The sequence below is a fragment of the Phormidesmis sp. 146-12 genome (assembly GCF_052939495.1).
In genome coordinates this window covers 25,707-47,930 of record NZ_JBJPHS010000025.1, presented here as the reverse complement: position 1 = coordinate 47,930, position 22,224 = coordinate 25,707, and the positions used below count along the sequence as shown (strand labels likewise).

The 22,224-nt window shown below is 49.2% G+C and carries 14 protein-coding genes; 6 read left to right on the top strand and 8 right to left on the bottom strand.

The window, feature by feature from the left end:
- Nucleotides 1–5: 5 nt before the first annotated feature.
- The gene (locus ACKFKF_RS12940) at nt 6–2,648 is read right to left on the bottom strand and encodes a CHAT domain-containing protein (protein ID WP_446868083.1); all 2,643 of its coding nucleotides are present in this window, start codon (nt 2,646–2,648) and stop codon (nt 6–8) included.
- A gap of 273 nt (nt 2,649–2,921) precedes the next feature.
- On the opposite strand from ACKFKF_RS12940, the gene ACKFKF_RS12935 reads away from it, so the two are divergent.
- Complete coding sequence (locus ACKFKF_RS12935; RefSeq protein ID WP_446868082.1) at nt 2,922–3,803, top strand: Rpn family recombination-promoting nuclease/putative transposase; 882 nt, start codon at nt 2,922–2,924, stop codon at nt 3,801–3,803.
- Between the two features lie 56 nt (nt 3,804–3,859).
- Here ACKFKF_RS12935 and ACKFKF_RS12930 read toward each other — a convergent pair whose 3' ends face one another.
- The 4 genes from ACKFKF_RS12930 to ACKFKF_RS12915 form a co-directional block, all read right to left on the bottom strand.
- A complete protein-coding gene (locus ACKFKF_RS12930; RefSeq protein ID WP_446868081.1) occupies nt 3,860–4,360 on the bottom strand; it encodes a hypothetical protein in 501 nt (166 codons plus the stop codon).
- 234 nt (nt 4,361–4,594) lie between these two features.
- Nucleotides 4,595–6,724, bottom strand: coding sequence for a S8 family serine peptidase (locus ACKFKF_RS12925; RefSeq protein ID WP_446868080.1), 2,130 nt, complete (start codon nt 6,722–6,724; stop codon nt 4,595–4,597).
- A gap of 105 nt (nt 6,725–6,829) precedes the next feature.
- Nucleotides 6,830–11,551 (bottom strand): tetratricopeptide repeat protein, encoded by a 4,722-nt coding sequence (locus tag ACKFKF_RS12920; RefSeq protein ID WP_446868079.1) that lies wholly within the window; start codon nt 11,549–11,551, stop codon nt 6,830–6,832.
- A 12-nt stretch (nt 11,552–11,563) separates the two neighbouring features.
- The gene (locus ACKFKF_RS12915; protein WP_446868078.1) at nt 11,564–11,689 is read right to left on the bottom strand and encodes a hypothetical protein; all 126 of its coding nucleotides are present in this window, start codon (nt 11,687–11,689) and stop codon (nt 11,564–11,566) included.
- Between the two features lie 406 nt (nt 11,690–12,095).
- On the opposite strand from ACKFKF_RS12915, the gene ACKFKF_RS12910 reads away from it, so the two are divergent.
- Nucleotides 12,096–14,300 carry a caspase family protein gene (locus tag ACKFKF_RS12910; RefSeq protein ID WP_446868077.1) on the top strand — a complete coding sequence of 735 codons (2,205 nt, stop codon included), beginning with the start codon at nt 12,096–12,098 and terminating at the stop codon, nt 14,298–14,300.
- A 361-nt stretch (nt 14,301–14,661) separates the two neighbouring features.
- Complete coding sequence (locus ACKFKF_RS12905) at nt 14,662–16,866, top strand: S8 family peptidase (RefSeq protein WP_446868076.1); 2,205 nt, start codon at nt 14,662–14,664, stop codon at nt 16,864–16,866.
- Between the two features lie 192 nt (nt 16,867–17,058).
- Here the strand turns inward: ACKFKF_RS12905 and ACKFKF_RS12900 are convergent, their stop codons facing one another.
- The 3 genes from ACKFKF_RS12900 to ACKFKF_RS12890 all read right to left on the bottom strand — a co-directional run bounded on the left by ACKFKF_RS12900 (nt 17,059) and on the right by ACKFKF_RS12890 (nt 18,589).
- The gene (locus ACKFKF_RS12900) at nt 17,059–17,682 is read right to left on the bottom strand and encodes a hypothetical protein (RefSeq protein ID WP_446868075.1); all 624 of its coding nucleotides are present in this window, start codon (nt 17,680–17,682) and stop codon (nt 17,059–17,061) included.
- Between the two features lie 90 nt (nt 17,683–17,772).
- Nucleotides 17,773–18,213, bottom strand: coding sequence for a type II toxin-antitoxin system VapC family toxin (locus tag ACKFKF_RS12895; protein ID WP_446868074.1), 441 nt, complete (start codon nt 18,211–18,213; stop codon nt 17,773–17,775).
- Between the two features lie 4 nt (nt 18,214–18,217).
- A complete protein-coding gene (locus ACKFKF_RS12890) occupies nt 18,218–18,589 on the bottom strand; it encodes a type II toxin-antitoxin system HicB family antitoxin (RefSeq protein ID WP_446868073.1) in 372 nt (123 codons plus the stop codon).
- 355 nt (nt 18,590–18,944) lie between these two features.
- On the opposite strand from ACKFKF_RS12890, the gene ACKFKF_RS12885 reads away from it, so the two are divergent.
- The 3 genes from ACKFKF_RS12885 (at nt 18,945) to ACKFKF_RS12875 (ending at nt 22,221) form a co-directional block, all read left to right on the top strand.
- Nucleotides 18,945–19,175, top strand: a complete 231-nt coding sequence (locus ACKFKF_RS12885) for a DUF433 domain-containing protein (RefSeq protein WP_446868072.1) — start codon at nt 18,945–18,947, stop codon at nt 19,173–19,175.
- Complete coding sequence (locus ACKFKF_RS12880) at nt 19,172–19,555, top strand: DUF5615 family PIN-like protein (RefSeq protein WP_446868071.1); 384 nt, start codon at nt 19,172–19,174, stop codon at nt 19,553–19,555. Before ACKFKF_RS12885 ends, ACKFKF_RS12880 begins: the two co-directional genes overlap by 4 nt.
- Before the next feature lie 311 nt (nt 19,556–19,866).
- Nucleotides 19,867–22,221: a CHAT domain-containing protein gene (locus ACKFKF_RS12875; RefSeq protein ID WP_446868070.1), complete on the top strand. Its 2,355-nt coding sequence runs from the start codon at nt 19,867–19,869 to the stop codon at nt 22,219–22,221.
- Nucleotides 22,222–22,224 lie beyond the last annotated feature (3 nt).

The following is a 22,224-nucleotide window of genomic DNA, read 5'->3' as shown; positions in this document are numbered from 1 at the left end:
CGATTTTATAGTCCATTACCAATTAGAATGAACGGTGCCCAGTAGTAAGGATGAGCCAGGGAATCAATGGGCAGTTGTCCTTCGATCGCGCGTCTCCCTCCCGCCCGATCGGTAGTATCTTGGGTAGTGAGTTTACCTTTGATGAAATTGATTTGAACTTGTCGCAAAGCTTCTGTTTTGGTCATCTTGCCCGTTGCTAAGTTCTGGTAGAACTGCTGCATTAGTAAGCTAGTTGCAGGGTCGTTGACGAGCCAGAGAGAAGCCATCACAGATTTTGCACCACTGAGGAGAAAGTAATGCCCAATGCCTGCTACTTCCAGTCCTTCTTTGTCTACGCCGCCTTTGCCCGTTTCGCAGGCAGACAAGACAACCAGGTGAGTGTTAGCAAGGGAAGTCATACTCTTGATGCTGGGAATGCTGAGTCTTTTACCGTTACCTAGAACGAGGAAGGAATCTTCGGGGTTGCCGGGGACAAAACTACCGTGGGTGGCGATGTGCAGGATGCGATAGTCGGCAACCTTTTCGCGCAGAACGGTTTCAGTGAAGTCGAGGTCAAACAGTTCCAGTCCGGGATAGATGCCGTTTGGGTCTTGGGGGCGGGCAGTATGACGAATGATGCCATCAATTTCGCTCTTCACCGCAGGGAGTGCATTAAAGCCTGGAACGGCTTGGGTGAGTCCCAGTCCTAATACAGGATCATCCTGAAGGTTGGCGGAAAGTCTGTCCTGAGTGTCGATTTCGGCAGTGAGGATGGTGGAAATGGCGAAGTTTTCAACCAGGTATTGTTTGCCGTCGTGCAGGGCAGCCATTGGGATGTAGCGGGTGGCACGATCGAGCGAAAACACAATCTGTTTCACACCGTTGTCGTCCAATTGTTTGCGAATGGGATCGATGAGCCACTGGTAAAGTTGTTGGCTGACCTGTTGAAGTTGTTTGGGGTTGCTGTTGCGATCGCTGAGGAGGGTTTGCAGTTCACCAACTTTGGCAGAGAGGTCTTTGCGGCTGACAGGGATGGCTTTGCTGTCGAAGACGATGCCTGATTTTCCGGCTTGGCTCCCCCAGACGAGCCAGAGTTTGTCATCAAGGACGAGAGGATAGACGAGGACGGTTTTGGTGGTGGGGTTGGCAAGAATGACTTTTTGGGCGGCAAGGGTGAAGCGATCGTTTTGTAGTTGGGCGGGGTCTTTGATTTCCTGGTTACGCAGGAGTTTTTTGAGGCGATCGACGAGGGCAGTAAATTTTTGATTGGCTTCCTCTCGTTGGGCGATCAGTTGGGAGCGTTGGGCGCATTTGGTTTGTTCGCATTGGGTGAGTCGGCTACCAAGGTCGATTTTGTCGTTGTAGGCGGCGGGGATGGGTTGTTCGAGGGGGTTGAGGGGACTGCCGTTGGTTTTGCCGCCAGCGCGGGTGTCACGGGTGAAGTCTCGCAATTCCTGGATTTTGAGCAGTTCGAGAACTTGTTGGGCTTCAAGAACTCGACCTTGAGAGAGCAGCAGATCGGCAAGATTACGATAGGTTCTAGCGACGGTTTCGGTATAGGAGGCTTGGAGGTCACGAGAGAGAGGGCGATTGTCTTGACGAATAGATTCTCTAACGTTCACTGATTGTTTGTAGAAAACGATTGCCAAATCTGATTGTTCTTGCTTTTTCAGTGTACTACCAATGTTGCTGAGAGTAAGTCCTTCTCCTTCTCGGTCTTTGATTTCACGGGAAATGGCTAAATGCTGTTCATAATACTCGATCGCTTTTGCATAGTTGCCGAGAAATTGGTAAGCAACTCCCAGATTGCTGAGGGCTACTCCTTCGCCCCATCGATCTTTGATCTCACGAGCAATGGCTAAAGTCTGTTCCAGATACTTGATCGCTTTTGCATAGTTGCCAAGCAAACTGTAAGCATTTCCCAGATTGCCGAGGGATGCTCCTTCGCTCAAGCGGTCTTTGATCTCACGGGCAATGGCTAAACTTTGCTCTTGATACTGAATCGCTTTTTCATAGTTGCCGAGAAATTGGTAAGCAAGTCCCAGATTGCCGAGGGCTACTCCTTTGCCCCGTCGATCTTTGATTTCACGAGCAATGGCTAAACTCTGCTCCTGATACTGAATCGCTTTTTCATAGTCGCCAAGCGATTGGTAAGCAAGTCCCAGATTTCCAAGGGCATTTCCTTCACCTAGTCGGTTTTTGATTTCACGGGCAATGGCTAAATACTGTTCGTAATACTTGATCGCTTTTGCATAGTTGCCGAGCGAATAGTAAGCAAGTCCCAGATTGCCGAGGGCTGCTCCTTCGCCTCTTCGGTTTTTGAGTTCACGGGCAATGGCTAAACTCTGCTCGTGATACTGGATCGCTTTTGCATAGTTGCCGAGAAATTGATAAGCAAGTCCCAGATTGCCGAGGGATTGTCCTTCGCCCCGTCGGTCTTTGAGTTCACGATACATCACCAATGCTTGCTGCCAAGACTGGAGTGCTGCTTCAAACTGGCTCACCTCATATTGTTGGATGCCTTGCTGCAATAGTCGGTCTGCCTCCGCCTTGCGCGGTTCTGCTGTTTGCGCTATGGTCTGCGCTCTTCCCACCAACCCTACTAGCGGAGCCAGCCCCACCAGCCCCATCACTAATCCTGCTAAGACGATCGACCTTCCGTAACGCATCTACTTGCCTCTAATTCTTGACGATTAACTATTGATCGTTCTGGCGCGATCGAGCTTATGCAAATTTTCCTTCCTCGTTAAAAATATCACCTCGTTTCCTGAAAACTACGGGCATTGCCAAAAGTCCTTTGTTTCCCATTTCAAATTCTGACCTCTGACAACACTGGAGGGATCGACTGTTCGATCCAATTGACATTACGGAAACGGCTAACCCACTTCACTTGCCCACTCTGTATCGTACAATTACCTCACTGATTCATCGCCCATCTTTCAATGCGTCGTGATTCCATCTTCTACAAACTCTTTGCCCAAGCGCCAGACCTGCTCTTTGACCTGCTCGACCACCCACCCCCCAACGCCCAAAACTACCGCTTTGACTCCGTTGCCGTCAAAGAACCGACCTTTGAAATCGATGGCGTTTTCCTGCCCCCAGACACCGACCCACCCGGCATCGTCTTCTTCTGCGAAGTGCAGTTTCAACGCGACGAAACCCTCTACGAACGCCTGTTTGGAGAATCCTTCCTCTACTTCTACCGCAACCGCTCCCGCTTTTGTGACTGGCAAGCCGTTGTCATCTATCCCACTCGCCAGACCGAGCAAACCCACACCCATCCTTATCGCGCCCTATTGCAAAGTCAACAAGTCGATCGCATTTTCCTGGATGAATTAGGCGAGATTCAAACCCTGCCTCTGGGCGTTGCTCTCATGGTGCTGACCACCGTAGACGAACCCCAAGCCCCGCAAGCTGCAAGAGAACTCTTGGCACGATCGCAACAGGCAAACTTAGATCCCCAACAATCTCGCGTCATAATGGACATGATCGCCACGATCTTAGTCTACAAATTCACCGATTCATCAAGGCAGGAGATTGAAACCATGCTCGGACTGAACCTACAGCAAACCCGCGTTTATCAAGAAGCGAAAGCAGAAGGACGGCAAGAAGGACGGGAGGAAGGTCGCCAGGAAGGACGACAGGAAGAAGCCTCTGCCCTGATTTTGCGACAGCTAGAGCGGCAGGTCGGAGCCATGAATTTAGAATTGCAAGCCCAAGTCCGATCGCTCCCACTTCCCCAACTCGAAGCCCTCAGTGAAGCACTGCTAGACTTTGGCACGATCGCCGACCTCACAACCTGGCTGGAAAATGATCTGGGTTAGCAAAGCGCGATCGTGCCAAAATTCTAAAGTACGCTATTGAGTCATTTCCAACTGCTTCAAAGATCATCCTTGTTGGTCAATGACTTCTCCATTGCATCAGCACTTTTCACAGTTACAGCCACCGCTGCTGCCAACTCATCTGGTTTACTATTTGCATTCACTTTGGTGCTAAAAACTGCCACATAGCTTTTATCACCCTTCACCACCTGCCAGGCTCCCAACTTCTTGCGGGCGCTATCTGCCAGCAGTTGATTTGCAACTTCAGCCGAGAGTGGCTGATTCGTTACATAGCCTGGAGAAGAAACTTCTCGAATCTCCATCTCACCCAGTTCATTCGTATCAGACATCAAAAACACTACCTGAGAGCGCCCTTCCAGATCCATCACCAGTTTGTAGTCGCCATCTCGATCTATCTCATACTTCCATCCCAACTTTTCCAAGGCTGCTTTCACCCGCGCATCGCCGGATGTATTTGGTTTCGACTGCGCTAAAACTAATTGTGTCGAAATCGCCAGCGTTGTTGCGACTGCAACCATTAAACTGATAAAGCGTTTCATGATGATCTCCTGTAAGATTCCAAAGGTTGATTGTTGTTTGATCGCACAGATTGTCAATGTCCAGGAGACTTCCTGGTGTCGATCGTCGCTCTAATGTTCTATCGCTCCCACGTTCAGAGGTTATGCAAAGCGATAACAATCGGCTACTTCACCTCTCCAATTGATATGAATTCACCTCAATTTAATAGTTGAGGATGCTGTCCGTGAGCATTGCCTGACGATTGCGAATCTCTATCACTTAATCGATCGCTGCACTCCCTCCACAGCCGCTTCTGCATTCACCAATCCATTGCCAAAGAAGTATTTCTTCATGGGAATCGCGTTGGATTTTAGCGATCGATAGCGTTTCTCATCTTCAGTCGAGACATTCAGAAGATCATTGCTTGCTGTAGATTTTAGAATGGCGGTTAGTTGATCCCGCGTCAATCGTCGCTGTGAATCTTCACCTTTCATTAATGCTACCACGCCCGATACTGCCGGAGCCGAAAACGAAGTTCCCTGCACCCACCAGTATTGCCCGACGCGATCGAAAGTCGGTGCCCATCGAGCAGTCGGGTCGGGGATTCCACGCCAGAGGACTGGTAGCCAGGTGCCGCCCGTTGTAAGGATGCCGCCTGGCCATCCAGAAGACAGATCACCCCCAGGGGCAGCGATCGTCAGAGTGCTTCCGTAATTGCTGTAGGGGGCGCGATTGCCTCCGAAATTAGTCGCTGCCACAGAAATTACTCCTGACACAGCCGCTGGAAAGTCGGGCTGATCAGAGTCTTCATTGCCCGCAGAGGCAACAATTACCAAATGGGGATGTGCCTCGAAAATTTCTGCGATCGTCTCTACTTCTCCATCCGTTGGAGCTTGCCCACCCAGACTGATATTAATGACATCTGCCCCTCTCTCTGCTGCATACTTTAGCGCCTCAATGTAAGCAAGTGACGAAAAACGGTTGTTGAGTCCCATTGCTCGCACAGGCAGAATTTTTGCTTTGGGGGCAACGCCGATCGCTCCTTGTGAGTTACCTGGTTGAGCCGCAATCACACCAGAAACCCAGGTGCCATGAAACTCTGATCCAACTTGATCCCCTCGAATGAGATTCCGCAACTTCTGAGCAATTTGTTGGTTTGTTGCGCCTGAATTATTTTGCCGAATTTCTGCCGCATCGTTGGGATAGCGCTTCAGCAGTTCGGCATCTGAGAGGAGGAAGGAATCTGCTAGCTTTTGGTGCAGGCTGGCTACTTCCGTTGCATCAGCACGAGTGTCAGAATCACCCACCTTACAGGGATCAGAACTATTACTTGGAGAAACTTCTGAGCTAAAATCCCAACCATAAACCTCATTAGGGCATTTATCAGTCGCAGTCACCTTATACAAACTTTTGGCGAGGTCAGGATGATCCCACTGGATTAAACTATCAATCACTGCAACTACCACTCCTTGCCCCTGTTTGCTCTTTTTCCAGGCTTCCGGGACGCGCAAATCCGATCGCGGCGGTGCAGACTTTTTAGTAGTCATCGGTTTGTTTAGACAATCCACTAAATCAGGAAATTCAAACTTGCGATCGTTCAAACATTGTTTTAAGGGCAAGCTGTTGAGGTGCCACTGAAAGCCCAGTAAGCTACTTGCCAGAAAAGGGGAACTAGGGCGACGCGATGAATTAGGGGAGCGGTCAAATCCTGGAGTCGATTCAAAGTCAGAAAGATTTTTAGTTTGCTGGAGACTGGGCAAAGATTGCACGAAGTTGGGCGTTGCCGATCGGACTCCTTGAGTTTGGCTAAGTTGATTAGATACCGTAAGAATGCTTGTACCGTCCGTGGTTCTAGATTTCACCAAGTATCGGTCTTGACTGAAGCGCAACGGTCGAATGATTTCTAAATTGCGATCGCTCAGAATCTTCTGTTGCTGCTGTTGAGAAAGTCCGGGCTGAAAGCTAACAATGATCTGGTTAGGCAACACGATCGTATCCTGGCGATCAGAACGGGTCAGAACCGGAAGGGTTGTTTGAATGTAAGGCTGTTGCTGAATTTCCTGAGTGATCGTGTTTACTCCTCGAAATCCGGTTGGCAACTTGACGATCGCGTAGGTTTCTCCCAACGGCATAACCTGAACAGCAATACCGCCACGAGTGCCTGCTTTTTGCAGAGTATCTTGAAGTTTCAGGTAAGCTGGGCGGCTGTCTCCACGAGTACGAACAGTGTTAAAGGTAACGGCGATCGCATCAGATCTCAAACTCAAAGGAATGCGCTTTCCCTGGTAGAAGTAGAACAAGTCTTCAGTTTGGGCACTGGCAGAGTTGTTAGGTGAAGGAAAAAGTCGATCGCCCGTGAGCCAAAAGCTACCAGCTAACAGCATACCGAGTAGTAAGCGTTTCATTGTTGTGGTTGTTCCTATAGAGTGTTTTAAGAGAATTCTCTTTGTGAAGAGCTTAAATCGATCGTCTCAAATTTAACAAGTCCTTTTTGACTCACTCAGTCAGCATTACAGCCCATTGCCGATCAGAATGAAGGGGGCCCAGTAGTAGGGGTGAGTTAAGTCGAGTTGTCCACCACCTTCAACATAGCGACCGCCACTGGCTCGAAAGTTTTGTAATTCTTTAAGAGTAACTTTGCCCTTAAGAAAATCGAGTTGTACTTGCTGCATGGCTTTGCTCTTTGTGAGGTTGCCGTTAGCAAGATTTTGATAAAATCGCTGCATCCAAAGGCTAGTACTGGGATCATTGACTTGCCAGAGGGAGGCAATCACTGACTTGGCTCCGCGCTGTAGAAACGCATTGCTGATTCCGGCGATTTCGATGCCATCTTGTTCGCGGCGATCGCCCAGGGCAGTTTCGCAGGCAGACAGCACGACTAAATGCACCCCTGGCAAACCATCTAGCTCTTGAATGTCGGGAATTTTGAAGGGATTGCCATCACCCAACACCAGAAAAGAGTTCTCGATCGCTCCGGGAACAAACTTGCCGTGGGTCGCGAGGTGCAAAATTTGGTGCTGTTGTAGTCGGATTTGTAACTTGGATCTGGTGAAGGTTTGGTTGAGAAATTCGTCGCCTGGAAAGATGCCGTGCGGGTCTTTGGGATTTGTGGTTTTGACGATCGCATCTAGTTCGGAGGGCACGCCAGGCAGGGCGTTGAATCCAGGAACGGCATCAGATAATCCCATTGCGAGAACTTTGGGCTGGGCGGGAAGTTTGGCTCCAGCGTCGGTTTTGCTGGCGGCGACGATCGTGGAGACGGTGTAGCGTTCGATCAAATATTGCTTGCCGTCAAACAGTGCGCCCATTGGAATGTAGCGGGTGGCGCGATCGGGGGCAAAGACGAGGTTTTGAATCGGTTGTTTGATGTTGGCTTGCAGTTCTTTTTGCAGCTTTTCGGGAAACATCCACTGATAGAGTTTCTGGCTAATTTGCTTGACTCGATCGGTGTCTGCTTTTGTGCAAGTTGAGGTTTCACAGCGTTTCATTTCAGTGCGAAACTGAAGGATAGTTTCGGCAAGTTCTTTTTGGCTGACTTTGACTTCGTAGCGGGTGAAGACGGGGCCTGCGCTGCCGACCAGCAACCACATTTTGTCTTCTAGAACTAGCGGATAAATCAGCAGTGTTCCAGGTTGACTGTTGAGGATTTCTTCGGCGCGGCGGCGGAAGTCATTGTTGGGGTCGTTGGGGTTGATGAAGGCGACATCTTTTTCGCTCCGTTCTTTGAGTTGGGCTTCCAGGGTTTTGACCAGGTTGGCGAAGGCAATGTTTTGTTGTTTGCGCTGCTCGATTAGTTTGGGCAGGCGATCGCTATTGGCACAAGGGAGATCGTCGGAGCAGTTTTGAATGTCTTGAGCAAAAGCAATCAGCGTGGTGTGCGCCTTAGTAATGGCTTCTTCGGAGCGATCGAGCGCAATGCTCTGAGAAGTGTTGTCGGTGCGAGTGGTGCGAGTGTAGTCATTCAGTTCTTGAACTTTGAGCAGTTCTAAGACTTGTTGGGCTTCTCCAATGCGCCCTTGTTCAATCAGGAGATCGGCGAGGTTGCGATAGGTGACAGCTACGGTTTCTGTGTAGGATTCTTGTAACTCGCGGGGGAGAATGCGAAGGTCTTGGCGAATGGTTTGGCGGATGTTGACGGACTGTTTGTAGAAAACAATTGCCAGTGCAGGCTGACTATCTTGTACGAGCATATTGCCCAGATGACTGAGAATGACACCTTCTAGGGGCGGAAGATTCGCTTCTTTGATCAAGCGAAGAGCGTTTTGGTAGCTGGTCAGGGCTTGGCTATACTGTCCGACGGTAGTGTACAGGGTGCCTAAGCTATCCAAGGTGTTGGCTTCACTAGCTTTATCTTCGAGTTTTTGAAAAATGGTGAGGGCTTGCTGAAGGGGTTCAATGCCCAGGTGGGACTGATTCATCTTGATGTGGACTAAGCCGATGTTGTTGAGAGTGGCAGCTTCGCCGGGGCGATCTTCTGCATCTCTTCGAGCTATGAGTGCTTGCTGGTAAACTTCTAGCGCTTTTGAGTAATACTTTTGAGCTTCGTAGACTAGACCGATGTTGCTGAGCGATCGCCCTTGTGATGCTTTATCGTCTAAACTTTTGCTAGTGGTAAGAGACTGGTTATAAAAATCAAGTGCTTTTTCATATTGTCCTAAGTCATAATACACGCTGCCAAAGTTGTGCATAACAGAGGCTTCTCCTTTACGAACGGTATCGATGTCTTGAAAAGGAGTTATTGTTGCTTGAGCAGCAGTGAGGGAACTGGCGAGATTTCTAAAAATTTTGAGAGACTGTTGATAGGTCTCTAAAGATTTAGAATACTGACCTTGCCTACGGTAAATCTCGCCAATGTTGTTTAAGCTGACAGCTTCTCCATAGGGATCTTTGTCAACAGAATAGTTTCCACCCCCACGGCGAAGCCACAAAGCTTCCCGATATATTTTCAGTGCTTTATCATAATCTCCTTGAGCTTTATATAAAGTACCTAGATTGTTTAAAATGGCTGCCCGTTTTCCGAATTTAGCCAAGCTGTTCTTGTACATCTCTATCGCTCGACTGTATTCTCCTCTTCTACGATAAATTTCTGCCGTATGAAATGTGGCTATACTCAGAGATGGAATCCAAGTTTCTCGGTAGCCCTGACATTCACCTCCATCATTTCCCATTGCAATATCTTGACGAACTGCTTCAACAATCGTTGCATCTGCTACATCTCCATCGCCACATCCTGGACCTCTACTGTCTAGAATTTTGCCGAAATATTTCAACGCCAAATCAATGTTTCCTAAATTCTCATAAGTGATTCCAAGATTTTTATAATCTTCCCATCCCCACAAGCCATAACCCCCTTTTTGCTGAAAGTAATCTAATGCTTTATAGTATTGTTTAAGAGTGAAATAAACTTCTCCAATCTCTTGGGAAATAGATACACCCATACCGCTTAGATGGTACTCTCGACCACTACCTAAGCATTTATCTTCTCTTAAACTACAGACAGACAAAGCTTTTTGATAGTTCTCCAAAGCTAGCTGATACTGCCCTAGATTGCGAAGTGTTTGGGCAGTTCGATATAACAGAATGTCCTCTCCTGTATCATCACCCAAACTACGGCGGATATTGAGTGACGATTGATAAGAAGCTAACGCTTGAGAGTACTGTCTACCCCAACGGTACGCATCACCCAAATCCAATAGAATAGAGCTTTCTAAAAAGCGATCGTCAAGCTCCCGGCTCAATTTGACGGCTGCTTGAAGATGAATGATGGCCTCAGAAGTTCTCAGTCCAATGCGCCTGTTATCTTTATCTTGTACCATGCGAGAATAAAATAGCCCTAGAGCTTGCAAAACCTCTATCTCACCTTTGCGCTCACCAACTTTGCGATAAAGCTTGAGCGCTTGCTTAAGTAAAGACTCTTGGTCGCTTGCGCGATCTACTAAGGCTATTTTCGTTAGTGTATCTGCTTCTGCTCTGCGATTATCAAGTAGTCTATACTTCTTTAGAGCCTCTTGATATGATTCTCTCACCTCACCACGCCGGTCCTCTTTTTCCTGCAAATTAATTCTGTTAAAGGCAATAGTTGAACGAGTTAGATCTCCCTTTCTTCTCAAATAAGGTAAAACCAATTTATACAACTGTTGAGGGTTAACACGACACCTGTTAAATCCAACCTGACACTCCATATAGTAAGCTTCTGCAATGTTGTACAAGGCATCTACCTGATTTTGCTCATCAGTTGATTGAAGACTCAATTCAAACGCTTGCCAGAAATGTTGCCTTGCAGAGTAATATTGCTTTCGCTTGAGCTTATCTAAACCTAAACGTTCCAGGTGTTGGATTTTTGTTGTCTGCTCTGATTGATTATTCTTTATAGGGGTTTGATTAAGTGCTAAGACTTTAATTCTTTGTGTCGCAATAATCAGCTTCTGACTGTCCGAACTGAAAATGATGTTTTGGATAACTCCTGGAGTCGCTAAAATACATAGCTTTTTTTTTGGTTTTAGCTCTTGAAGTGAAGTAAAACTAAAGCTAAGATCTATCCAGCCATCTTCACTTACACTAACAGTTGCAGATTTCTCTTGCTTCGTATCTTGAGTTGATAGCAACGTCCCATTTTCTCTCTGCCCACTGCTAGTCATCAGGGCACCTGATTGAACAGTGCTTCCATTACTCCGATTTAAGAATTCAATTTTAACTTCATATGAATAGTCTTCGCCCGTTTCGCTAATACGAATAAGAGTTTGATCATCCAGACTATTTAGAGTCTGAGTTGTGCCCTGCGTCTTTGTCAAAGACTGAATCAGTTCACCCGTCTGAAGATTCCAAACTTTGATGGCAATATCATCTTTTTGATATTGCTCAAGTGGATTGACGCTTACGATACTCTTACCATCAGGGGTAATGGCAATTGCTTTGACCGCTCCAGGATAAGCCGCTAGCCTATGAAGCAATTGCCCCGTCTCCAGACTCCAAACATTGACAATTCCGCCTCGGTCGCCACTCACTAGTGTTTTGCTATCCGCACTCACCACCATTGCCGTCACCGGACTCAAATGCCCCACCAGCGTAAACTGTGGCGGCAAATTACAGAGTGGCCCAATTGGTAAAGACTCACTCGTTTTTTCCTGCGCGATTGCTTGTCCCCCCAGCGCATCTAACATACGATTGGGCATCATGCCAACACTGACTAGCAGTACAACAGCCAGTCCCACCGACTTTACTTTAAAGAGCATTTGACCGTTCTCCTACAACAAAGAAACTCTGGCGACCTCGACAAGTCGTCCTGTAACTCTAGTCTGCGCGATCGTCTGTGCCAGTCCCACCAGCCTCATCACCAATTCTGCTAAGACGATCGACCTTGCGTAACGCATCTGATTGCCTCTGATTTTTAACGGCTAATTATTTTTCGCTCTGGCGCGATCGAGCTTATGCAGATTTTCCTTCCTCGTTAAAAATATCACCCCAATTCTCAAAAATACAGGCATTCAACAAAGAATCTTTTGTTCCATATTCCAATCTCTCACGAGACCGACCAGCAGAGGAACCAAAACAAGAGAGGAAGCGATCGCTGATTCGCAATGTTAGCCAAGAAGTGCAAAAATCTCTAATCGCTTACACGCTTTCTGCATATCCTCTTTTTTGCCAGAGCTAGATCGTTACAGCATGAGACTGAAAGTTCTTTTAGAGAATTCCATAAAAGATTACCATTAGTCAGAAATTAATGGTATGACAGTCTCAAAACTTACTTATGTGTCTGCGTATCCCAGACAATCCTCTATGACAAACATCAAACGCCGCCAATTTCTGCAATTTGCTGGCGCAACCTTTGCCAGCGTCGGACTCAGCCAACTCGACTTCATCACTCAAGCCGATCGCACCGATCGCTTACTTGCCCAGCCCACCGGCCGCAAACTTGCCCTTCTAGTCGGAATTAACGACTATCCTTCTGGCATCACCTCGCTGAAGGGGTGCTTAACCGATGTGGAAATGCAATATGAACTCCTGCGACATCGCTATAGTTTCAAAGATCAAGACATTCTGCGATTGACCGATGACACAGACACTAAACCCACTCGACAAAACATTTTAGATGCATTTGAAACCCATTTGATCCAGCAAGCTCAACCCGGAGATGTCGTTGTTTTTCACTACTCTGGGCATGGATCGTTGGTCACCGATCCTCAACCTCTAGATGATAAAAAATTGAATGGTACGCTGCTTCCTGCCGACTGCACTCTAGACGATCGCAACGACATCATGGGACGCACCCTATTCCTACTGTCGAGCCAGCTTAAAACCGACTTGTTTACAATGGTGCTAGATAGCTGCCACTCTGGTGGCGGCACACGCGGAAATCAAGTCGTGCGGGCATTACGATCTGGACGTTCTAACGAGCCACCGACCAATCCCAGCGACGCTGAAATAACTTACCAAGCAAAGCAACTAGAAAAACTGGGCTGGTCAAAAACAGAATTTCAAACCCGTCGCACGAAAGGAATCGCTAAAGGGGTTGCACTCGGTTCCGCACAAAAAGAGCAGCTTGCTGTCGATGCTAGTTTTGTAGACTTTAGTGCTGGGGCACTGACCTATCTATTGACTCGCTATCTCTGGCAGTTGTCTGGCAGCGAACCCTTAAATAGCACCTTCGATCGCCTCGCCTTAATTACCCAAGAATTAGCTGCCACATCGGGCAATCCCCAGATCCCCATCAAAGACATTGCCCCCGGACAACCCTTTGCTCAACAACCTGTTTATCAACTCACTGCCGATCGTCCCAGCGCCGAAGCCGTTGTGCGTCAAGTTAGACCCGATGGCAAAATTGTTTTCTGGCTGGGTGGAGTCTCTTCGCGTAGTCTCGAAGCATTCCAGCCGGGTAGCTTATTTAGCATGGTTGATGACAACGGTAGTGTGATTGGAGAAATTGAGCAAACAGGTCGATTGGGGCTAGAAGGCTACGGCAAACTCAACGCTGGAAAAACACCTCAACCGGGGACTCTGCTACGAGAAAAACTACGAAACTTGCCAACAGATTTATCGCTCAAAGTCGGGTTGGATGAGAATCTGGGGGCTGATCGGGCGGCGATCGCTCAAGAACTCCAAAAGATTGCTCGCATTCAAGTAGTGCCCATCAATCAGCGCGGTTCAGTAAATTTTATTCTCGGTCGCATGACAGACACGGCTCGACTAGCCGGACAAGCGCGTGGCGTGAACATTGCTCAACCCAACAACAGTGTGGGACTATTTACCTCTGGCAATGCTCCGATCGCCAATAGCTTTGGTCGCCTGGATGAACCACCCCAGCGCATCGTGGCCCGATTGCGTCCCCAGTTAAAAATGCTGCTGGCACGACAGCTACTGAGTCTAACGCTCAATGGAGAAGCCTCCCAACTCAAAGTAGATGTTGACCTCAAATCTCACCAAGGCGGCAATGTGCAAGTGCTGTCACGCGGAGGAAGTAGATCCCTGGGGGCACAAGGCTCACTCAAGCCACAGCCAGCCAGATCGATCGTTGATATCAATATAGTCAATCGGGAAAAGAATCCAGTGTATCTGGCGGTGCTGTCGATCGGAGATGACGGAACTATGACGGTGCTGCATCCGGCTAACTGGGATTCACCCGAATCGGCTTCCGTTGTCAAACCACAACAAACCACAACAGTGCCGATGGAGGTCTATGGCCCCGCAGGTTTCTTTGAAGTATTGGTGATTACTAGCGCCTCACAGTTGCGAGATACCTTACGAGGATTGCAAACGATCGCCCGTGGTCGCAAACTCGGACGGGGAAGCTATATTACCTTCGATGGTAAGACTCGGAGCGTGAATGATTCTGAGGATAGTGTTGTTCAGACGACGCGCAGTTTGGTCAGTGACATTACTCGTGCAGGTGCAAGACCCGCAAGTGGTGACAGCAATAGCATTGCTCGCGGACTCGACCCAAAGCTATCTGGTGTGTTCTCAGCCATTCTGCAAGTGGTTGATTAGTGTTTAGTTTTGTAGTTCGTTTCTGGTTGAATGTTTGAGGCTAAGTTGCACTCACATTCAGCAATTAACTTGGTGTATTTAGATTTCAAATTCATGCTGAGGGCGGGTTTGAAAAGTATAAAATAGCTCTCCGCTTCGATGCTGTCTCGCCCTGCACTGAAGTACGGGCTAACCATGCGAACTCCGTTGAAACGGACTGAAGACGCTCAAACGGTTCCGGAGTCCCTTCAGTGGACTTTCCCTTATTAGCCCGTACTTCAGTGCAGGGCGGGTGAAGGCAGTGAACGACGACTTTTCAAACGTCCTCTGAAGTCTAATTTTTTCTAGTTTGATTCTTTAACGTTTACCATTGGTACTCATCATGAAACGCATTCTCTCTGGCTTTACCCTTGCAGCTTTCCTTTTGATCACACCTAACCTCACGACTATTCTATTTGCAGCAGGGGCAAAGGAGTCGCCTCAGCCAACTGACCTTTCCTACAAGTTTTACAATCAGCGCATTCAATTAGCAGAAAAGCCTAACCAACTTGCTGTTGTATTTCAGCCTGCGGTGAGGGGGCGTTCTCTGGGTGAACCTGACTTGGTGAAGCTAGAAAAAGTTTTGCAGGGAGGCGACGATACACGCGGTCTGAATGCTCCTAAAAACCTGAAAGTAGAGGTTAAACCCCTGGGGTCGCGCTATGCAGTCTTGACGCTACCCGCTACTCGATCGCTCGACTTTCAACAAACACTCAAAAAACGCTTAGAGCAATCCTACATCCAAACCACATTACCGATTTTTCAACGCAAAGATGCTGCGAAAGACAGCGATCAGACCATTATTTTGAATGATGAAATGATTGTTAGCTTTGAGCCAGGAACATCAAAGTCACAGGTTGAATCAATCCTGAAACGCTACGATGCTGAAATGGTTCGTCCGCTTCGCTTTACCAAAAATCGCTACCTGGTACGATCGCGCACCGCATCAGGCGCAGGTTTGCTCCCCGTCATCGATCAATTGGGCAGTGTCACCGGAGTTCAGTCTGCATCGCCCAACTTCATTCAGGCAATCAACTATCAGCCTCAGCAACAGTTCCTTGCTCCAACTGAGAGGCAGAGTGCGATCGACCTCAAGCAACTAGTCGCCAGCCTACCCCAAGCCAAAAACAGTCTCTTTCCCAATTCGCTATTACCTTACCAGTGGCATCTCGACAGTCGGCTGCGTCAGAAAACTCTGGGACAACGCACGGATGTTCGTGCCCCGGAAGCCTGGGCTAAGGGCAATGGCGGTAAGGATGTTGTTGTAGCAGTCCTTGATAGTGTGATCCAGTGGGATCATCCAGACTTACAGGGTAGCCTTTATCAAGTTCCCCAAAATCTACCTGATTTGATGCCAGGAGAGCGGTACGGCTGGGATTTTTCTGGCTTTGAGCAACAACAAACCTGCTTGCCCAACAATCCTACTGTCTGTGCATCGGGAGACCCGGATACGCGCCTTAGTTCGGCAGAGTTAGCCCTGCTTAAACCTCATTTTCAGCGGATGTTTCAGCGAGATGAAGATGTGCTGAAAGCCTATGATGAAGTGGCTGGCAAAGTTCGAGAAGCCTATCCTGGATTGACTCCTGACAAAGTTGCCGATCTGATTCGCTACTTTATTCTGAGTGAGATTTCTGGTGAGTTTCATGGAACCTGGGTTTCGGGGGTAGTAGCGGCTAAACCACAGCAAGTTGGAGGTGCAGTCGGTGTGGCTCCCAATGCTAAGATTCTGCCTGTGCGCGTGTTTGGAGTGGGCGGTGAGATTTCAAACGATGGGTTTATTGAGGCGATCGGTTACTCTGCTGCGCGGGGTGTCGATGTAATTAACCTCAGCTTCGGAGCATTAGTTCCCAATCAGGCGGACGCTGATCAGATTTTTGCTGTATTGGATGAGAACCCGAAACTGATGATTGTGGCATCATCGGGGAACGAGGATCTGGATGGTTCTGGCTATCCGGCTGCAATTCCGGGTGTGTTGTCGGTGGGGGCGAGTAATATGGCAGGACAGCGATCGTCCTACAGCAATTTTGGTAGACGGTTAGATGTCATTGCTCCAGGGGGTGACGTATCGCTGGGCAACAGTGGCGGCATTCTCACCACAGGAGGAACCTGGATTTCTGGCTTTTGGGAAGGGATGACACTGCCCAAATATACCTGGGGGCCAGCCTTTGATCCGACGGGGCGGTATGTGCAGGTACAGGGAACCTCCTTTTCGTCGCCAGTGGTCGCGGGAGTCGTCGCGCTGATGAAAGGAGAAGATCCCCAACGCCAACTGACTCGTGAGCAACTAACAGAGATGCTTCAGAAGACTGCAAGCTATCAACCCCTAAAGATTACTCAAAAGGACGCTAATCGCTATCGACTGCAAAAAGGCATTCCGTCTACAACCACACTGGAGTATGGGCTTCCCGTCTCAAATCCAGGAATTAATGTACCGGGAGAAGTGTTGTCGATCGAGCAGTATTATTTCGGCAAAGGGCTAGTTAATGCGTCTGCCGCTGTCGATGCTGTGCAGCAACAGGTTCAGGCTGGTAAGAATTCTAAGGAATGAGAATTAAATAAAGTGCAACGTCTCGCCCTCACCCTAGCCCTCTCCCGATGGGAGAGGGAACAAGAGACTGGCTCCCTTCTCCCTAGGGAGAAGGGTTGGGGATGAGGGCAGAAGACGCTCACAAGTTTTACAGGTTATTGAATCCACGCTCCTAAGTCACGATCGAAGTAGCATCTATGCGATCGCTCCCACTTAGAGAGCGATCGCGTACTGCTGCAACTGCACCTGACATTGCTGAAACATGTAGTTAACGGCTCCAAACAGGCCTTCCAAATCTTGAATGCTGTAGTAACTAATATTGCGAGTGAAGCAGTCACCTTCTAGTTTGCCAAATTGCCAGGTTGTACCGTTGGAGGTGATGCCAAAGACAATGATTGGTGGCTCCTGATTGAGGCGTTGGGCGGCGATCATTTCCGAGAGACATTGCGCCCAAGCGGTTTCAAAGTTGTCTTGCTTGGCTTCGACCAGGAGCAAGTAGGGTTTGTCGAACACGATTTTGCCGAGGGGCGATCGACGCGCCAGAATATACTCTGGGAATCCGGTAAGGCGGTTGTCGAAGGTGAGGGCTTGATGGCTCCAGACAATAAAATGCTGGCGATACAGTTTCCAGACTTCTTTGAGAACGGGATAAATCAGGTTTTCGCAGATGGCAAACTCAGAGTTATCGACTACGCCTTCGCGCATCATCAGGTGCAAATCTTCTCGAAAGTAGTCAGAAACAGAGAATGCCAGGGGGTCAACAAAATTAACTTCGTCATAGCGCACCTGGTATTCTTTCAGGACTGCACCCATTGTTTTGAATTCGCTGTAGGACATGATCAAACCCTCGATCGTGTGGCTGGTTAGCTCAGTTGAATGGTATTCAATCGCGCTGTGTGAGCATTTGTGTAACGCGAAATCTTCACTCTATGGAAATGGATTCATACTCCAATTAAAAATTTGCAAGTTGGGGACTTGAGAAAAATCACGATAGTTTCTGGTAATCACAATTGCACCTTGCACGATCGCGATTGCTGCGATTCGCATATCTTTTTGTAGGCGAGCTTTTCGCAAAGGTGGGTGATTGGTTAACAGTTGGCGAAAAACCTGGTCAGCCGTTTCGTCAAAATCTAAAACCCTAACTTCTTGCAGGAATGCGACTACCTTTGAGAGCTTGCCATAGAGTTTTACCTGTTGATTGACCTGAGCAGGATCGTTGAGACGACCCATCCAGCCATTGAAGATTTCTTGAACAGTGATAATCGCAATGGCTAAGTCTGCCTCATGTTGAGCAACGTTTGAGGTGACGATCGGGTGATTCTCCAACCACATTGAAACGTGATCGGTATCGAGAATGTATAAGCTCATCTGGTTAACTATCTAGCGCGTAAACAGCAGGGTCAACTTCTGTGTCATCCTCTGAATTGCGCTCGGCTCGAATGGCTGCGGCGATCGCGGCGAAGTCTGGATCGTTCTGAAAGATGCCAGCGTACTTGATCCAGGGGCTTTTTGAGGGTGCAGCAGCCACTTTGGAAATTTCTAGCGGCAAAAATTCTAGTCTCTCTAGCATTGCTGCCAGGTCGCTTCTAATTTGAGCAATTGCGACCTCTCTGGTCTCTGCCTCAACCCGACATTGGGGAAACTCCAACACAGAAGCAACCACATCACCAGAAGCGAGTTGTTCCAGGACTAGCGTCAACTTCAAAGGAGAGCCTGAATTGGATGGCTGAACGATTGGACTCATGGCGTTGCGTTGGGTGAAGCTTGCCCCGATTCTAGCATTGGAATTCAGAACTCAGAGTTTGTCATTTGAAGGGCAACTGTTCCCTGTTCAAGCTGAAACTTTGAGATCTGAAGCACGGTAGCTCCGCTTCACTACGTGTTCGTTCCTCCTCAAAACCCAAAATTCGTCATTTGAAGCACGATCGTTCCCCTTCACTACGTGTTCGTTCCCCTTCCGATCTCGGAATTTGCCAGCCCCCAGGACATCTCCCACTACCAGCAGATCGTCATTGCCCACAGCGAAACCATTACACTAATGACAGCGATCGACCCAGCCAGATCAGGATTCTCAATCACGTCAATTCAGGAGAACAGCTATGAAATCCCTCACTCGAATCACCCTTGACCCAGCAGTTATGGGCGGCAAGCCCTGCATTCGGCATATGCGCGTCACTGTAGGGACGATCGTCGGGTTGATGGCATCTGGACGAACCATTCCAGAGATTCTCAACGCTTATCCCTACCTTGAAGAAGCGGATATCTACGAAGCCCTCTCCTATGCTGCATGGCGGGCTGAAGAAGTAGAGGTTCCCCTAATTTCAGTATGAAAATCTTGATTGACATGAACCTCTCACCCGATTGGTGTCAAGCATTCAGTCGGTTTGGTATCGAGTCGATTCATTGGTCTAACGTAGGTGAACCCACTGCACCTGACAGAATATTGATGGAGTGGGCAAAAAGTAACGGCTATGTTGTCTTTACCCATGACCTTGATTTTGGGAGCATTCTGGCTGCGACTCAAGCCGAGTCACCCAGTGTAATCCAGGTTAGAGTTCAGGATACTTTTCCCGAAGTGCTAGTGAATACAGTCGTAGCCGTTCTACAGCAGTTTGAAACCCAACTATTAGCAGGTGCTTTGATCACGATCGATAAAAACAAATCGAGGGTTCGTATCTTGCCCATGAGGACTGACGCGGAAAATCGATAAAGCTATTCCAGAATTCTTGACCGAGTAGGGCAGCACGATCGTTCCCCTTCTGACCTCGGAGTTTGGTGCTTGAAGCTCGATCGTTCCCCTTCCGACCTCGAAGTTTGTCATTTGAAGCACGATCGTTCTCGTCCCAAACTCGAATGTTGAAGATTAGAGGGGCGATCGTGGAGAAATAATCTCTGTAGATCAATAATTTTGTGAGCGTGTTCGATCAAATACTTTGCAGATTAGAGTTACTGAGCTTGAGATTTGCATAGGTTCTGGCGATCGAGAGCGATAACTGATCACAGACGTTTCTACCTGGTGCTATGACTTCTCAACGTTGCCCGATCGTGTCAAAAATGGCTTCGACTTTGCTTTCGCTGGGTCTGTTTGCTGCCAGCATTGGCGTTTCTGCGAGTGTTGTGCTGCCTGTTTTGGGTCAGGAGGGTCGATCGTTTTCTGCTGAAGAGGAAACTGCCCTTCAGGAAGCGAAACGGTTAAACCAACAGGCATTTCAGCTTTACCAGCAAGGCAAATTTAATGAGGCAATTCCCTTAGCAGAACAGGTATTAGCAATCCACAAACGCATTCTAGGTGAGAATCATCCCTATGTTGACACCAGTCTTAACAATCTGGCAATGCTGTACCAACGTCAGGGACGCTACGCTGAGGCAGAACCCCTCTTCAAACAAGCCTTGGAGTTGAATAAACGGCTCTTGGGTGAGAACCATCCCACTGTTGCCATCAGTCTTAACAATCTGGCAGTGCTGTACCAATTGCAGGGACGCTACGCTGAGGCAGAACCCCTCCTCAAACAAGCCTTGGAGTTGAATAAACGGCTCTTGGGTGAGAATCATCCCACTGTTGCCACCAGTCTGAACAATCTGGCATCGTTGTACCAAAGTCAAGGCGATTCTGAGCGATCGATCTCCTTCCTCAGCCAAGGAATGGAAATCCAAGAACACAATCTAGATATCAATCTTGCGGTTGGCGCAGAGACACAAAAGCAAGCCTATCTCGCCACCATTGCCTCAACCACGAATGCTGCAATCTCCCTGCACCTGCAATCTGCCAACAACAACCCCAACGCCGCCCGTCTCGCCCTCACCACCCTCCTGCGTCGCAAAGGTCGCATCCTCGATGCCCTCACCGACGGAACGCAACGCCTGCGCCAAAACCTTACCCCCGCCGACCAAAAGCGTTTTGACGACCTCGCCTCCGTCCGCACCCAACTCGCCACCCTCTACTACAGCGGACTCGGCAAACTCACCCCTGAACAATACAAAACCCGCATCACCCAACTCCAACAACAAGCCACCCAACTCGAAGCCGACCTCAACAACCGCAGCGCCGAATTTCGCACCCAAAGCCAGCCCATCACCCTCGAAGCCATCCAAACCCAAATCCCCGCCAACACCGCCCTCGTCGAAATCATCCGCTACCAACCCATCAACCCCAAAGCCAAGCAGAGCGATCGCTACGGCAACCCCCGCTACGCCGCCTACATTCTCTCCCCCCAAGGCACAATCCAATCCATCGATTTAGGAGAAGCCGCCGCGATCGACTCCCTCGCCGCCAAATTCCGTCGCCTCCTGCAATCCCCCAACATCGACCCCAAACCGATCGCCCGTCAACTCGATGCCCTCCTGATGCAGCCCATCCGCGCCCAATTGGGCAACACCCGCCAACTCCTGATCTCCCCCGACAGCCAACTCAACCTCATCCCCTTCGCCGCCCTCGTAGACGAACAAAACCGCTACCTCGTCGAAACCTACGCCATCACCTATCTGACCACAGGACGTGATCTCTTACGTTTCCAGACCGATTCAGCCAGCCGTCAGCCAGCCATTATCTTTGCCAATCCCGACTACGATCGCCCCGGTGATCCCAACTCCATCGCCCAAACTCGCAGCAGCAATTCTCCCATCGTTGCTCAAAAATCGATTCAGCCAATCTCCACTCCCCAACGGCGATCGAGCCAGCGATCCACCGACCTCGCGACCCTCAAATTTGATCCCCTTCCCGGCACGGCCGCAGAAGCCAAAGCGATCGCTCCCAAACTCCCCGGCGCGATCGTCCTCACAGGCTCCCAAGCCACCGAAAACGCCCTCCAACAAATCCAATCTCCCCGCATCCTCCACATCGCCACCCACGGCTTCTTCCTGCAAGACCTCCCTCCACTCACCCCCGACAAAACCCGTGCCAGCGCACTCCCCCTGTTTGAAGAAATCTCCACCGCTCCTGCGATCAGACTGGGCGAAAATCCCCTCCTGCGCGCCGGACTCGCCCTTGCCGGATCTAACCCCCGCAAAAGTGGCTCCGAAGACGGCATCCTCACCGCCCTCGAAGTCAGCAATCTCAACCTGCGCGGAACCCAACTGGTCATCTTATCCGCCTGCGAAACCGGAATCGGTGACATTGCCAATGGGGAAGGCGTTTATGGATTGCGCCGCGCCCTCACCCTCGCCGGAGCCGAAACCCAACTGATCAGCCTCTGGAAAGTCAGCGACGACGGCACCAAAGACCTGATGGTGCAATACTACGATCGTCTGCTCAACGGCACTGGACGCAGCGATGCCCTCCTCCTCACCCAGCGAGAATTCCTCAACGACCCCCCATATCGCCATCCCTACTACTGGGCATCCTTCATCCCCTCCGGCAATTGGCGACCCCTAAAATGAGCC